The organism is Gottfriedia luciferensis (assembly GCF_002156865.1).
In the GTDB taxonomy this organism is placed as follows: Bacteria; Bacillota; Bacilli; order Bacillales; family Bacillaceae_G; genus Gottfriedia; species Gottfriedia luciferensis.
This window is the reverse complement of record NZ_NCTA01000014.1, coordinates 76,366-91,935: the sequence shown is the minus strand read 5'-3', so window position 1 is coordinate 91,935 and position 15,570 is coordinate 76,366. Positions and strand designations below refer to the sequence as shown.

The following is a 15,570-nucleotide window of genomic DNA, read 5'->3' as shown; positions in this document are numbered from 1 at the left end:
CCTTGAATATGTATGTCCACTTCCATGTGAACACTCATTTTATTTAGGAACCTATTTGAAAAACTTGAGCTTTTCTAACGTGTTCCTTTACATAAATTATATCGACTGTTTTTTTGTAGATTTTAGTCTATTTTAAAAAAAGATTTTTCGACAAATTGAATAACTGCCCTTTTATCCTATCATCTAATTATTAATAACATTTTGGCTAGTATCCTCCTAAATAAAAACTTATTGAATGTTGAAAAGTATGCGTTTTTCTTATATTTTATTTTGTTTTATTATTATTCTATTTTCTTGAAAGTTATTTTTTAAAGAAATCGCAGGACTTCTCGAGATCTAGAGTGATATAACTATTAATCTTGTTTTAGCTCTCGGAGTTCCAGAACGCGATGTAAAAGCACCACAAAGAAAGGATATCGATGAAATTGCGCATTTTATTTATTAACACTTAATCAACATAATAATTTTTTATAAATATAGGCTAAAAACACAAAAATGTACCCCTCATTTTCTAGAGAGATACATTTTTATTGTTCTTTTAATTTATTTATTCGATCGTTTTACTCATTTGTTTAAGTACTTCCGCCATATTATTGGATCCAGAAGCTGCTTGTTTATTTTCTTCTTTAATAGACAAATAGATTTCTTTCCGATGTATATCGATGTGTTTTGGTGCTGATATCGCAAGCTTCACTTGATCACCCTCAATTGAAGCTATTGAGATTTCAATATCATCACCAATCATAATTGCTTCTTTAAGTTTTCTAGTTAGCACTAACATTTCATCACCCCTACTTAGAAAGAGCTGGTGATCCAACTAGTTCATGTTTTGTTTTATAATTCGATTGATTCAATACAACCTGCTTACCAATCTTTTTAACTGAGTTAATGACTATAGGCCCTTGTAAGTTTGCAGTTGATTGCATAAAAGGTTCTTTGACAGTAATAATACAGTACACAATAGCATCTTCAGAGTTCGATAATTCCAAAACTTCAACTGCATTTTGTGATAGTTCAATATCATACTCTGGAAATAATGAAAATACATCCCCAATTACAAATGCCAAATTTGAAGTTTTGGTAGATTGCAAGATTGAGAATGGCGTTTTTTCATCAAGGGGTAGAATAATAAACTGTTTTTCATCTTCAAAGGCGGGGATCCCTTTTGGGAAGGTTAGTATATTTTCTTGTTGAATAACTACTTCACCATGATATTTTGTTTGAATGTTCATACCTTTCACCTTACCCTTTTTGATCTATTGTTAATCCAGTATAATCAATTTTCAAGCTATTCCAAGTACTCATATAATAACCTACTTTACCTGGAGTAATATTTGTAATGGCTTTTTGTGGTGTAACTTCTATTTCTGGCTTATGAGTAGTCCAGTTAATGTTAAAGCTTCCTGGATCATAGGACATTTTAAAACTACCCCATCTTGGTACGAAAGCGATATTAAAATCATAGATTGGATGTGAGCTATTCGCTTTAGCTATATCTGAAATCGCATTTCTATTATTCTGGACCATCATCATCTGATCACCTTGCTGTGACATCCTTGCAAGACCGTCTAGCCATGCTTGATAGCCATCAGTAGCGGCATCTTCTATCCGGCGACGAGCACTTTTCAAATCAAGATCTGCTCTCGCCTCAGTTGAATCCATTTCTAATGTAGGTGCTACTCTTTGAACATCCATTTCTGCATTTTGTTGGTGAATTGTCATTTCTGCTCTTGGTTGTTCATATTCTAGCATCATTTTTTCAATATTTATACCTAATTTAGCAATAGTAGTTTGTAATCGTATTTGAGGAAATTGCATACTCCTCTTCCTCTCACTCTAAATTTCCTATAAGAAAAGCTATCAAAAATTGATAGCTTAACGTAAGAAGTCTAATAAAGTTGGTTGAATAATACGTGCCCCAACACCCAAAGCCGCATTATGCACACTCTCTTGTGTTTTTAAATCTGTAATAACCTTTTCAATGTTAGCATCCTCATTATCAGACATAATTCTGTTCGCGATAATTTCTTGTGTTCCTAAACGGTCATCAATCATTTCAATACGATTTTGTGTTGCTCCAATTTTAGTTCGAGCATCTAGAACACTTTTGAGAATATTATCCAAATCTGCTATCCCAGCCTCAATATCAGCTGTTTTATCCGTTTGTAATCCATTATGAAGAGATACTAATTTATTTAAAGTCGTTATGTCAAAAATATTATCCGGATCAGCATTTATAGGTACATTTACCCCTTTTGATACTTGCATATCAAATGGTTTATAAGTTGTACTAGTTGGGTATGTTCCACTTAATGAAATTTGTCCATCAGCCGCGGTCGTTACTGTCATATCTACTGGTTGTTTATTAGTATCTAATCCATTAAAAATATATTTATCTCCAACTTGTGTATTAGCAAGAGAACCTATATGTCCAATTAACTGTTTAACTTCTGCAGCTAAAGCCTGACGGGAGCTTGCACTATTTGCTTCGTTCCCGCCGTTAACCGCTAATTCTCTCATACGTTGAAGCGCTTGTGTTACTTTGTCAAGTGAATCATCACTTGACTCAATCCAAGAATATCCTTCAGATAAATTACGTTTATATTGTTCAACTTGTGTAACATCTGAACGATAATAAATCCCCTTCATTGCTATAACCGGATCATCTGATGGACGGCTAATTTTTTTACCAGAAGCAAGTTGGTCATTGTATTTGTCAAGTTTCGAATAACTATTACCTAGATTTCGAAGCATATTATTACTAATCATCGTTTGCGTAACACGCATTATTCATTACCTCCCAACAATTCCCATACCATTAATAATTTTATCTAACATTTCATCAATTGCTGTGATATTACGCGCTGCAGCGTTGTAAGCATGTTGGAATTTCACCATGTCTGTCATTTCTTCATCTAGAGATACACTACTTACTGATTTGCGGTTTTGATCCACTGAGTCTACTAATATCCCACTATTTGTCATTAATCGCTCAGCTTCCTGAGATTGTACACCCATCCCACCAATTACGCCTTGATAAAAAGCTGTAATACTTGTATTAGTTGTAGAACCGATTGTTAAATCAGTTCTTCTCATAACATCTGCTAATGCTAATGCGTTTTTCCCATCACCATCACTAGTAGTTGAACCAGCAGCAATGTCATTAAGATTTGAAATTACTACATTAATAGTACTTGCACTAATAGGTCCTGAAGTTGAACCGAAGAAGTTCCCACCATTCACATCATTTAATGTAATACCAGAAGCATGCACCGTATTAAAAGTAGTAGCAAATGTATTAGCTATGTCATCTAAATTCTTAAGCATTTCCGGGTAGGTACCAACTTGAGCATTTGTGCTATCTAAATAACCAAATGATTTAATTAAACTATTAAGTTTACCCATGGATTTAAAGTTTTCTACGTCAATTGTATTATTTCCAATCGAGACTGTATCTACTAATCCAGTAGTAGTGTCATAGTTTACTTTTAAATATTTTGGATCTGCTTTTATATCTGTTCCGTCAATAACTCGACCTGATTCAATAACACTTCCATCTTCAGTAACTAAGTCAATTGTGGCTTTTCCTTCGGCTGCTGGAAGAGATTGTCCACCACTTGAAGTATAGGTAACTTTAATATTAACTAGATTAGATAATTTATCAATTAATCGATCGCGCTCATCGTACAAATCATTCGGTAATACACCATGAGGCTCAACATCAGCAATTTTGCGGTTTACATTTTGTATTTGATTTAAAAGTGAATTAACATTTTGTGTTTCAACTTCTATTTGGTTTTTTTGATCACTTTGCACTGTTTTTAATGATTTTGATAAATAATTAAACGTTTCAGCAACTGCTTTCCCACGTTCTAAAACAACTGATCTAGCGCCTGAGTTACTAGGATTTAAAGATAAATCTTGTAATGATTGCCAAAAACGATCTAATGTTTTCGCTAGTCCTTGTTCAGAAGGTTCATTCATAATTTCTTCCATTTTTTGAAGTGCATCACTTCGGCTAGCATAATAACCAAGCTGGCTATTATTGTTTCTATATTGGATATCTAAAAAAGATTCACGTACTCGTTGAACAGACGTAGCTTCAACACCCGTCCCAATTAATCCTGGTATATAAGGTCTTTCCATTCCTATAGAAGGAAATGGTGACGTTTGTTGCATATTCACGCGTTGACGTGTATATCCATCTGTATTCGCATTAGCAATATTATGTCCTAACACACTAATCGCAGCTTGCTGCGTAAACATACCTCTCTTAGCCGTTTCTAATCCCATAAATGTAGGGCGCATAATGTGAAACCTCCTTACATAATCTATACTTGTGAGTCGAATAAAATATCTTTTTTCTGTATTTGTTTAGCAGATGGTCCATAGTTTGGCGCTGTTTGTTTAGGTTTTACCATTGATAGAGACATTGAAACAAACTGCATAGATTGATAGATAAGTTCTTGATTTAAGTAATTACGTTCTTTTAATTCTTCTATTTTAATAACTAATTCAGATTGAATAGATTGAAGTTTCATAGCTTCTTCTTTAGTTACAACTTTTAAGCAGTCTGAAAGAGTAGGGATATCCCCACTCCATTCATGTCCACTTAGTACTGAATAAACTGCTTCAATTCGGTTCTTTTCTAAAACGTCAATTGAAAGTAAGCATTTTGCTTCTTTATTAATGATTTCGTTTAAATTAGCTATATCATTTTTCTTTATCATATCTGTTTTTGCAACAGATAAATCATAAAGCTCTGTATATTCTTTGAGTTGTTGTTGGAGTGTAGTAAGTAAAGTTGTTGTGTTCATGCCGATCCTTCTTCCTACGATGTTATTTCTTGTTGAAATATTGAAGCATTTTCTCGGCTACTAATGTTGGTTGTACTTTGTAGGAGCCTTCTTCAACTTGCTTTTTTAATTGCTGTACACGTTCTTCACGGTCTGCGATTAACTGTGAAGCCATTTGAAGATCTTTTGCCTGAGAGGAAATTTCTACTTTATCTTCCCGTTGCTGTGGTTTCTCTTGTTCGATTTTTTTAACGTTATTTTGGTATAATTGAATTCTATCTACGCTTGATGTATTAACCTTCATTTTTCTCACCTCATCGTCAATCGTTTCGTACTCCATCACTTCCTTTTATTACCTTCAAGGAAGTATGTTCTATCTTTTTTTCTAAGCTCTTGAATTCGTCTTTTTTCTTCTTCAGCTTTATATAAATCTTGTTTTATGTTCGTTGCGCAATTTGGACAGACAGAACCTTTTTGAATTAGTGTTCCACAACTGTCACATGGATATCCTAAATTTGGAAGGCCAGCTACACGAAGTTTCCCACTGCGAATCCATTTGATAATTAAATCTTCATCGACATCGGTCGCAGTTACGATTTGATCCATCGTTGCCATTCGATTTTCGCTTTTACGGATAAAATTATAAACAACATCGAACTGCTTTTGTTCTGTTTTATAACAATTTTCACATACATCACGAAGATTTGTTTTTAAAAATAAGCTATTGCAATTAGGACAATTACGTAATTCTCCCACTAATTTCACCCCATTTTCGAATGTTACATAACTTATATCGGCGAAATTAGCCACAAAATTAAGTCCTTTTACACATGACAAATTACCAATTTTTATGCACGAATTAAAGTTAGTGAATATACCTCGGTAGCACCATTTTGTAACAAAATGATTGCAGCATCTCGGACTGTTTTACCAGTTGTATAGACGTCATCTAAAATTAATATCGGCACGTTTTTAAATTTTTCATCTCCACAAAAAGAAAATACTTGTTCTCTGCTCAGTCTTTCATATCGGCTTAATTTACTTTGTTTTTCAGTATGAACACGTTGTAAACATTTTATAAAAGGTAAACCAGCCTGTTGTGCAAGGATTTCTACTTGATTAAAACCTCTTTCTTTTAGCCTTTCTTTACTTAAGGGGATTGGAACTATTTTAAAGTTTCTGAAAGATTTTTGATAGTATTCCTTCAAATCTGTAATAAATAGTGATGCTAATGTAACATCACCGTAAAATTTATAACGATTTAGCCATTCTTTCATCTCATTTGTATATTGAAAAATAGATTTATTAACAATAATCGGCTGATTCGGATTTAATTTTATATATTCTTTGCAATTTTGACAAAGTTTTTGGTTTTCTAAAATTGTTCCGCAACAAATTTCACAGGCGGGGTCTTTTATTCTTTCAAATTGCGCTAAACATTGTGAGCAAGCTGTTTCTCTTTCTTTAAAAAACATTTTATGTAGCGAAAACGGCTCAATAAAATCTCCTCCACAATACAAACAGATCATTTTTCATCTAACCAACCCTTCTCATATCCTAAATGATTCATTAAAAGGATTTGTTTTTTAGCTCTAACCATTTCTTCGCTAATCCCGTTATGAAATAAGATAACTTCACCGTTTGCATACTCCAACTGTCTACCCGCTCTACCAGAAATCTGAACAAGAGCACTTTCAGTAAAAATCTCTTCGTCTGCACCTAACACTGCAATTTGACTATTTGGGATTGTTACTCCCCTTTCTAAAATAGTAGTCGTGATCAATACTTGTATATCCCCTTTTCGAAAAGCACTTACTTTTTCATGACGTAATGGATCTTGACTATGAACAGATGCGGAATTAGTTGTTACCTTTTTAACAGCTTCTTCTATAAAAACACAATCTTTAATTGTTGGGGTGAATAAGAAGATCGGACAGTTATCTTGAAGGAATTTTTTTAGCCATTTTTCTAATTGATTTGGGAGTTTTTGTTTTTTGTGGATAGCTTTTCGCCAATTTCCAACCCACTCAAAGCTTGGAACTGGCAGAGGTTGCCGATGATAGCGTGCGGGGACCATAACATTGTGGATTTTACCTTTAAGCGCTAGCTGTTGTTGATCAGAAGAAGGAGTTGCAGTTAATTGAATTGTAGAACCAGTTTCTGTTCTAGCTTCACTAGCTACCCAGTGCAAATGTTTTTCAATATTGTATGGGAACGCATCAACCTCATCGATAATCAATAAATGGAACATATGTCTGAATTTCATAAGCTGATGTACAGTACAAATTGTCAATCTATTACGATTCCACTCTTCACCGCTCCCACCATAAAGGACAGCAATTGAAACTGTAGGAAAAGCTTGCCGAAATCGGTTTGCGAGCTCTAAAACAACATCTACTCGTGGGGTTGTAATGCATACAAATTTACCTTGTTGCAGTGCAGCCTCAATTCCTTCAAATAACATTTCAGTTTTACCCGCGCCACAAACTGCCCACAGCAGCAAATCATGATTTCTATGAACAGCTTCAACTACTTTCAGTGAGGCTTCTTTTTGTTGAGGGGAAAGCTTTCCATTCCATACGAGACCAGATAATGAATCTTCAAATTTCATATCAGTTTCATTTATGGCGAGCATTGTACAAGTCGACATCTTCCCCATTACAATACACTTCCGGCAATACGTACAATGTGAAGAACATTTTGCACAATAATGAGTAGCAAAAAAGTGTTGGTCTTGATTACCACAACGGAAACACTCATATCGAGATTTGATTTTTTGAACCGCTTGAATGATCTGGCTTGATGGAGGGATTTCTTGAAGGTTGGTTAAAGAGGTGATTGGGAGTTTTCTTCCTATAAGCAATTTTGTGTACCTGCTTTCATTAGATTTACTTGAAATGTAGCATGATTTCTATGATAGATAAATATGTTGGGGGAAAATTGTATTTTTGATTAAATTATTGGGATGGATTGGGATAAAAGTGTACAATTTCAGCTAGTTTGTTAGTCATTTTGATATAAAACTTTCTAATTTAAGAGCAAAACACCCAAAATCTAATCTATTTCAGGTAATTTTATTATCTTATTTGCGATTTTGGCATTTTTAATTGCGATTTCAGAAATTTAATTGCGATATTTCATTTTTAATTGCGATTACTGGATTTTATTTACGATTCTCACTTTTTAATTGCGATTACTGGATTTCATTTGCGATTCCCACATTTTAATTGCGATTACGAGAATTTATTTGCGTTCCACATTTTTAATTGCGATTACGAGGATTTATTTGCGATTTCCACTTTTTATTTGCGATTACGAGGATTTATTTGCGTTCCACACTTTTAATTGTGATTACGAGATTTATTTGCGATCCACAAAAAAAAGTCCCCAATCACAGGGACTCTCCTATCAAACAACATACCAACCCAATCCTAACGCGCCTTCACCAAGATGCGTTCCAATAACTGGGCCAAAGTATGAAATATCCATTTCAACATTAGGGTAAGTTTCAGCAAGCTGTCTTGCTAGTTCTCTCGCGTCGTCTTCGCGATTTGAGTGGATAACAACTGCTTTCATTTTTTCACCTTTTGATGCAACTTCTCCGAATAGATCGGTAATTCGTTTCATAGCTCTTTTTTCAGTACGAATTTTTTCAAAGGCTACGATTTGTTTATTTTCGAATGTTAGGATTGGTTTTACTTGCAACAGGCTTCCTACAAATGCTTGTGCACTTGAAAGTCTTCCTCCACGCTGCAGATGGTCTAGGTCATAAACCATGAAGTAGGCATTTGCCGTTTGTTTTATTTCGTCTAGACGAGCAATGATTTCAGATGGTCCCGCTCCATTTCGAGCCATTTTTGCTGCCTCAATAACGTAAAATCCTTGGACCATGCAGCTAATTTCTGAATCGAAGGTAACTACATCTAAGTTATCAATCATTGTACCCGCAGATACGATGCTTTGATATGTTCCACTAATACCACTTGATAACGTAATGGCAACTACAGCGTCATATTCTTTTGACAACTGTTCAAATTTATCAATAATTGTACCGTAAGCTGGTTGTGATGTTTTTGGTAAGTCCTTTTGTTCACGTACCTTTAAGAAAAATTGTTCGGCTGTAATTTCCACTTCTTCTTGGTAGGATGCATCTCCGAAGATTACATTAAGAGGTAACATATGAATATCTAAAGAATCTCTTATTTCTTGAGGTATATAAGATGTACTGTCTGTAACGATTGCAGTTCTCATTGTCATATCCTTTCTTACAAATAGTAACAACTATGTATTTACTAGTTTCATTTTACACAACTAAATTGGTAAATTCATTGTATTTTATTCTCTTTACTCTGAGCCAATTCGACAATGCTACTTAGCTTAGGAAGAACTATTATACTTAAAAGAGTATAGGTTGAAAAGAAAAACAGAGCATCTACATGATACTCTGTTTTATTTTCATTTATTATTTTACTTCTACCCAAGCATTACGAATTGCCGTAACTACAGCGTGAGTACGGTCATTTACTTCTAGTTTTTGTAAAATATTACTTACGTGGTTTTTGACTGTTTTTTCACTGATGAATAGTGCTTCACCGATTGCACGGTTACTTTTACCGTCAGCTAACATTTGTAGAACTTCGCATTCTCTTCTTGTAAGTAAATGTAATGGACGTCGTACTTCCACTTCACGAGATTTGAATAATTGCTCTTTTAATGATAGACGTCTAAATTCTTCAACTAGGTTATGAGTAATCTTCGGATGTAAGTAGCATCCACCTTTTGTTACAACTTTGATTGCTTCAATTAGTGTATCTGAATCCATCTCTTTTAATAAGTAGCCTCTTGCCCCTACTTTCAGAACATGAGTTACATAAGACTCGTCATCATGAATTGATAGGATAATTACTTTAGCATCTGGGTACTTTTCTAGTAATGCCTTTGTAGCAGTTACTCCGTTCATTGTCGGCATGTTGATATCAATAATAAATACATCAACTTGATGTTGATCCATGATACCAACTACTTCTGTACCGTCTGAACCTTCAGCAACAACATCGAAACTTTCTTCAAAATCTAGTATTCTCTTAATTCCTTCTCGAAATAGTTTATGATCATCTACAATTGCAATTCTAGTTTTCATTACAATACTCCTCTGCTATATATTCTAGTTTGCTAATCTATTATTAATATGTAAATTGGTATTTTTTACTAAAATCTAGTATATTTTAACATATTTTAACAATTATTTCGATGTAATCCAACAAAATATGAAATAAAATTTTATTTTTAGAAATTTTCAGACGCTTACATTACATTTGTACTGCAAATTCAGTCTCGACTTCCATCTCTAAAGTGATTTGAATTTTCGTACCAACATTTAATTTTGATTCGATTTTGAGGTCACCGTTTAAAAGTTCAACGCGCTCTTTCATACCAATTAATCCAAAAGAGTTTTCACTCTTTCCTTCTTCCATTGTAAAACCGACTCCATCATCTTTAACTAGAACATTGATTTTATCTCTTAAAAATTCTAATTTTACAAAAATAGTTGATGGTTTAGCATGTTTACAAGCATTTTGAACTGCTTCTTGAATTAATCGGAAAAGAGCTACCTCTAATTTCGTATTGAGTCGTTTTTCATTATTACCGTAGTAATCAAAACTAATTTCAATATGATTATATTCTTCAAGTGATTTTAAATATTTACTTAGAGTAGGAACTAAACCTAAATCATCTAATGCCATTGGGCGTAAATCGTAAATAATTCTTCTTACCTCACCTAGTGCACTACGGACCTGTTCCTTCATATCACTTAATTCTTTTATCGCTTCCTCTTGAGGTCTTTGACGATATGTTTTAATTAAAAAATCTGAACGCATTAATATATTTGCTAGCATTTGTGCAGGACCATCATGAATTTCGCGAGACAATTTTAATCGCTCTTCTTCCTGAGCCTGTATCAATTGAAACCCAAATGCTTGTTTTTGTTTTGCATCATCAAGTAGTTGACTAACTTGCTGAAAATCAGTATTAAGATAATTTAATATGATTGAAATACGAGCAACTAATAACTCCGCTCTTTGTACCTGATCTAGCAAATTTTGCAGTCTTCGTTCTAATTCGTTTCGACGTTGAATTAGTTGTTTCTCTTCTTTTAACGAAAGGATATGTTGTTCTTGGATATTTTGAGCCATCTCGTAGGCATCTTTAACCTGAACCTCTGTATATCTCTTAAAATCTCCATCTACTTCCATTAATTTTTGACGAGCTGCTCTAACTAGTAGATCTAATCTTGCGGAATTTTCAATCTTCTCCACCACTTGTACTTTAACTTCTTCAAGTTCTATTCTTAATCTTTCATACTCAGTGCGAGTATCTTCAACAATCTCAAACACTTGGGACTTACTATCTATAACGGTTGTAATCATGTTATTCATTACTTCATCCAATGTTTGTTTGTCTATTTTCCTAGTTGTCATTCACTTGTTCCCCCATTAGCCTTTTACGATAAGACTAACAATTTTCTGTATATGTATTCATTATAATCAAATTAGTATTACAATTGTACAAAAATTTAAAATAAGCTAAAATTTTTATATTTTTAGACTCCAACCAATAATTCCCATCTAATATTGTTATTCTATTATAAGTTTTAAAAAATTCAAATGTTTCTATGACTTTCTTAACACAAAGTTCACAATCATTACATAATCATTACAAAAGGCCTAAAAAAAAAGCTGATTCCACAACAGAATCAGCTTTCTTTAACAACTATTGACCAGTATTATTTTCAGTACTACTACCACTACTACTATTCAAATTACTTTCTGTATTCGTTGTGTTTGTAGTAGAAGATTGATCTAAATCTAAATGTACACGGAATTTGCTAGAAATTTCATTTACACTTTCTTCTTCCGGAACATAGTAATAAATACCGTTTATCGTATCATCATGACCTTGTAACTTAAGTGTTTCAAAATCTTCTTTATTTAAGTTCGGTAAATGTTTTGCAAGTGATAATCCGCCACCAATATTCATGTTTGTACGAACATTATCACTAACTACTTTTGCGTAATCATCCATTTTTATGATTGTTTCTGGTGATTTCATTTCAGCTAAAATAGCTTGCATTACTTGTTGCTGACGTTCTTCACGTCCAAAATCGCCTCTTGGATCGCGTTTACGCATACGAGAATATGCTAAAGCCTCTTTACCATTTAAATGCATTTTACCTTGTGTAAAATAGATTTTTTTCCTTGGTTTTGTATCTGTATATTCCCAAAAATCAAATGGAACATCTACATCAATTCCACCAACTGCATCTACAATATTTTTAAATCCTTTAAAATCAACTGTTACATAGTAATCAATTGGTACATTTAAGAAATCTTCTACAGTATCAACTGTTAATTGTAGTCCACCATATGCATAAGCGTGGTTTATTTTCGTTTTTTCAGCATGTCCAGGTATATTTACATAAGTATCACGTGGAATACTCATCGTTTTTACAGTTTCATCTTTCGGATTGAAGGTTGCAAGGATCATCGAGTCAGTACGACCACCTTTACCACCAGAGGAATAATTTTCAATCCCTAAGAACAAAATAGAAATTGGGTCTTTTGAAATTTTCACTTCTTCTTTACGAAGTTTAGATGAAATTTGTTCACCTTTTGTAGCTTTATTTAATTCAAGATATGTTCTAACTCCTTTATAACCTACAAAGATTAAGACAAGGACGATAATAAATAACAAAAATTTAGTAAAAAAACGCTTTTTACGTTTTCTTTTCTTTTTGGCCATTTTTCGAGACTGATTCATCGGTTCGAAGAGACCTCCTTTAACGTTAGTATGATTGTTTTATCTAAAATTAGTCAGAAATTGTCATTATAACACGAATTATAGACTACTACATGTATTTAACAACACTTTCCGTTATCTGGCAACTACCATTTGTCAGTTCAACCATCCAATTGTTAAAAGTTTCAATTTCTTCAAATTTTATCCACAACTCAAAGTCTACTTCTTCTAAATGTGTTACATTTTCTAAATGGTAATGTGAACTACGTAAAGCATGTTCAACTTTTCCTAATAACTTATAGCTTATTTTCACATTAACTACTTTGATTAATGTTCGTTCTACGACACCAACCGCATTTAATCCCTCGCTGACAGATTGTCCGTATGCACGAATTAGTCCACCTGCACCTAATTTTTTTCCGCCGAAATATCTAGTTACAACAACTACAATATCTTTTAAACCACGTTTTTTTAATACTTCCAACATTGGAACGCCAGCTGTTCCACTTGGCTCGCCATCATCATTGGCCTTCTGAATTTCATCATGTTCACCAATTAAATACGCCGAGCAATTATGATTTGCATCGTGATGCTTCTTTTTAATGTCTGCAATAAACTGTTGAGCTTCACTTTCCGTTTTTACTTCATCTATATAACAAATAAATCTAGATTTTTCGATTTCAATTTCATGGCTTCCAAAACCACTAATTGTATAATATTTTGTTAGCATCTAACACCTAACCTTTCAGTACATAAGGCGAATTATTCTCGACCTTATTTTCTAAATTTTTTACTATCTTGTCACACTTCACTATATTACTACAATTATTGATTCCATTCCTTAAAAAACACTAAGAATCGACTAAAGTTGTTATTTACGGGACTGTGTGAATAGAGTAACATTAAATTAGAAGTTTCAATAATAAAATAATTTGAAGGGAGAAATTTAGAGGAGAAACATCTGAAGAAAACCACATAATTTATTCTCAATTAATAAAATTACTATGAAAAATAAAATACTACAATTCACACTTTATTTCATGATTTTAATGATTGCTACTATTTATCCAACTTACACATATGCGGATTCATTGCAAAGTAATTCTACACAGAAAAACCAGAAGCCAAAAACAACTTGGGATCTGAGCTTTTATAACAATTCGACTCTAAGCGGTAATCCAATCAATACCTCAAAATTAACAACAAGCTCTGCACCAATTTCATTCACAGCTCCAAATGGAAATGATCTAAATGATTCAATAAAAAGTATTCGATCAACGACTAGTACCGTTATTCAGGCAAGGCAGTATAAGTTGTCAATTAAATTTACCGGTCAATTTAAATTTTATTTCGATAATAAGCTGATCGCAAATGATGAATCAACAACCTCTTTGAAAACCATCCAGAAATCACTTCAAGTTAATGACACAACTAATTCATCAAGCGACTTACACACGATTCGAATCGAGCAACTCAATGCGAATCAAAGTTCAACATTTTCGTTTACACTTACTCCTGTTCTTAGTAAAGTCAATTTAAACGACGAAAATATCTCTTATAACTGGGGTTACTATTCACCATTAGGGTATCCAAGTGACAAATTCACATTACCATTTCGTTATACTTCTTTTTTATTAGAAGGTGATTATTTTGCTTCATTATATGCAGATGATGATGCTCAAATTTTCTTTGATGACAAATTGATTTTAACGAAAAAACCAACTGAAACAAAAATATTTAAAACTGCAGTCATTGAAAACGTAAAACAAGGTGACCATACAATCAAAACGAATTATACAGATTCAAGGGGCGGAGAAGCATTTATCTACTCTTCCGTCATTCCATTTTCTAACTGGGTTGCGTATTATTACAATAACCCTAGCCTTTTAGGTCATCCTGTTACGCAAGAGATTTACTATGGACCAGAAAATAGTGTATTAATTCGAGCTAATAATGAATATGTTAGTCCAGTACCGACTAAAATTTTGACGAGTAATTATAGTGTTAAATATGTTACGTATAAACGTCTTCCTGCTGGTAAGTATGAACTAGTTTATAAAGCTGGTGATGGAATTGGTATATGGCTAGATAATAAACAAATAATAAATAATTGGAAGGATGGTCAGAAGGCTTTAAAAAAGGTCGAGGTGAATATCACTTCTAATCAAGCTAATGACATTCATCAAATCACAGTAACAGCTAATAAAACAAAAAATCCAGAAAATTTATTAGTATCGATTCGTCCAGTTAAAAAAATCGCTAGTTCGAATATTAAAACCGTTGTGATTGATCCAGGACATGGTGGAAGTGATACTGGTGCAATCGGTGTAGGAGGACTAAGAGAGAAAAATGTCGTTTTAGATGTTGGAAAACGAGTAGAAACGTTATTTAAAGACCTTACGCCTTATAAAGTTTATTTAACAAGATCCACAGATATTTTTATTCCACTTGCGCAACGTCCTTCTTTCGCTATTAATAAGAAAGCAAACGCATTTGTTAGTATTCATGCAAATGCAGCTAGTCCATCTGCAAGTGGTCTTGAAACGTATTATTATGGAATAAAATCGTCAAGTTCTTCATTAAATAAGAATGCGGCCCCACCAGGTACTGTACATAATTCATTTTTAAATAATGGTTCAAATTCATCAGTACTCGCTAGTAAAACAAATCCATATATAGATGATAGTAAGTTATTAGCAAAATGCATTCAGGAACAAATGGTTAGTGCGTTTGAACTACAAGATCGAGGAGCAAAGCATGGTAACTTCCAAGTTATTCGTGCAAATCGATTACCTGCAGTTTTAACGGAAATTGGCTTTATTACAAACAAAAATGATGCTGAAAAATTAGCTTCACCTTATTGGCGTCAAATTGCTGCAGAGGCTATTTACACAGGTATTCTTGATTATTTTGAGTTAAAAGGTGCAGATGTTTCTATGTATCGTCTGCAATAAAGTTATGTCGATATAACTTTTCT

General features: G+C 33.3%; 16 protein-coding genes. 1 reads left to right on the top strand and 15 read right to left on the bottom strand.

All coding sequences use genetic code 11. The features are described from left to right. Positions 1-547: 547 nt before the first annotated feature. The 15 genes from csrA to B7R67_RS11510 all read right to left on the bottom strand — a co-directional run bounded on the left by csrA (position 548) and on the right by B7R67_RS11510 (position 13,323). Positions 548-781: a carbon storage regulator CsrA gene (gene csrA, locus B7R67_RS11580; RefSeq protein WP_088070590.1), complete on the bottom strand. Its 234-nt coding sequence runs from the start codon at positions 779-781 to the stop codon at positions 548-550. A 10-nt stretch (positions 782-791) separates the two neighbouring features. Continuing rightward, positions 792-1,232: a flagellar assembly protein FliW gene (fliW, locus tag B7R67_RS11575; protein ID WP_088070588.1), complete on the bottom strand. Its 441-nt coding sequence runs from the start codon at positions 1,230-1,232 to the stop codon at positions 792-794. Between the two features lie 10 nt (positions 1,233-1,242). Next, entirely contained in the window at positions 1,243-1,818 is a 576-nt protein-coding gene (locus B7R67_RS11570) for a DUF6470 family protein (protein WP_088070586.1), read from the bottom strand. A 57-nt stretch (positions 1,819-1,875) separates the two neighbouring features. After that, on the bottom strand, positions 1,876-2,787 hold the full coding sequence (gene flgL / locus B7R67_RS11565) for a flagellar hook-associated protein FlgL (protein WP_088070584.1): 912 nt from the start codon (positions 2,785-2,787) through the stop codon (positions 1,876-1,878). Positions 2,788-2,793: 6 nt separating this feature from the next. Continuing rightward, positions 2,794-4,308: a flagellar hook-associated protein FlgK gene (flgK, locus tag B7R67_RS11560; protein ID WP_088070582.1), complete on the bottom strand. Its 1,515-nt coding sequence runs from the start codon at positions 4,306-4,308 to the stop codon at positions 2,794-2,796. A 23-nt stretch (positions 4,309-4,331) separates the two neighbouring features. Next, a complete protein-coding gene (locus B7R67_RS11555; protein ID WP_088070580.1) occupies positions 4,332-4,817 on the bottom strand; it encodes a flagellar protein FlgN in 486 nt (161 codons plus the stop codon). Between the two features lie 22 nt (positions 4,818-4,839). Continuing rightward, positions 4,840-5,136: a flagellar biosynthesis anti-sigma factor FlgM gene (gene flgM / locus B7R67_RS11550; protein ID WP_235822144.1), complete on the bottom strand. Its 297-nt coding sequence runs from the start codon at positions 5,134-5,136 to the stop codon at positions 4,840-4,842. Then, the gene (locus tag B7R67_RS11545; protein WP_088070578.1) at positions 5,136-5,552 is read right to left on the bottom strand and encodes a TIGR03826 family flagellar region protein; all 417 of its coding nucleotides are present in this window, start codon (positions 5,550-5,552) and stop codon (positions 5,136-5,138) included. The genes flgM and B7R67_RS11545 overlap by 1 nt, the downstream gene beginning before the upstream one ends. A 92-nt stretch (positions 5,553-5,644) precedes the next feature. Next, on the bottom strand, positions 5,645-6,325 hold the full coding sequence (locus B7R67_RS11540) for a ComF family protein (RefSeq protein ID WP_142289549.1): 681 nt from the start codon (positions 6,323-6,325) through the stop codon (positions 5,645-5,647). Beyond that, the gene (locus B7R67_RS11535) at positions 6,322-7,455 is read right to left on the bottom strand and encodes a DEAD/DEAH box helicase (RefSeq protein WP_088070574.1); all 1,134 of its coding nucleotides are present in this window, start codon (positions 7,453-7,455) and stop codon (positions 6,322-6,324) included. The genes B7R67_RS11540 and B7R67_RS11535 overlap by 4 nt, the downstream gene beginning before the upstream one ends. 749 nt (positions 7,456-8,204) lie before the next feature. Further along, positions 8,205-9,047 (bottom strand): DegV family protein, encoded by an 843-nt coding sequence (locus tag B7R67_RS11530; RefSeq protein ID WP_088070571.1) that lies wholly within the window; start codon positions 9,045-9,047, stop codon positions 8,205-8,207. A gap of 211 nt (positions 9,048-9,258) precedes the next feature. Next, entirely contained in the window at positions 9,259-9,936 is a 678-nt protein-coding gene (locus tag B7R67_RS11525) for a response regulator (RefSeq protein ID WP_088070569.1), read from the bottom strand. Positions 9,937-10,105: 169 nt separating this feature from the next. Beyond that, positions 10,106-11,275, bottom strand: coding sequence for a sensor histidine kinase (locus B7R67_RS11520; protein ID WP_088070567.1), 1,170 nt, complete (start codon positions 11,273-11,275; stop codon positions 10,106-10,108). Between the two features lie 292 nt (positions 11,276-11,567). Then, positions 11,568-12,614 carry an LCP family protein gene (locus tag B7R67_RS11515; RefSeq protein WP_088070565.1) on the bottom strand — a complete coding sequence of 349 codons (1,047 nt, stop codon included), beginning with the start codon at positions 12,612-12,614 and terminating at the stop codon, positions 11,568-11,570. 88 nt (positions 12,615-12,702) lie between these two features. Beyond that, positions 12,703-13,323: a YigZ family protein gene (locus tag B7R67_RS11510; RefSeq protein WP_088070563.1), complete on the bottom strand. Its 621-nt coding sequence runs from the start codon at positions 13,321-13,323 to the stop codon at positions 12,703-12,705. A 274-nt stretch (positions 13,324-13,597) separates the two neighbouring features. Here B7R67_RS11510 and B7R67_RS11505 point away from each other — a divergent pair, with 274 nt between their 5' ends. After that, the gene (locus B7R67_RS11505; RefSeq protein WP_142289548.1) at positions 13,598-15,547 is read left to right on the top strand and encodes an N-acetylmuramoyl-L-alanine amidase; all 1,950 of its coding nucleotides are present in this window, start codon (positions 13,598-13,600) and stop codon (positions 15,545-15,547) included. Positions 15,548-15,570: the final 23 nt, after the last annotated feature.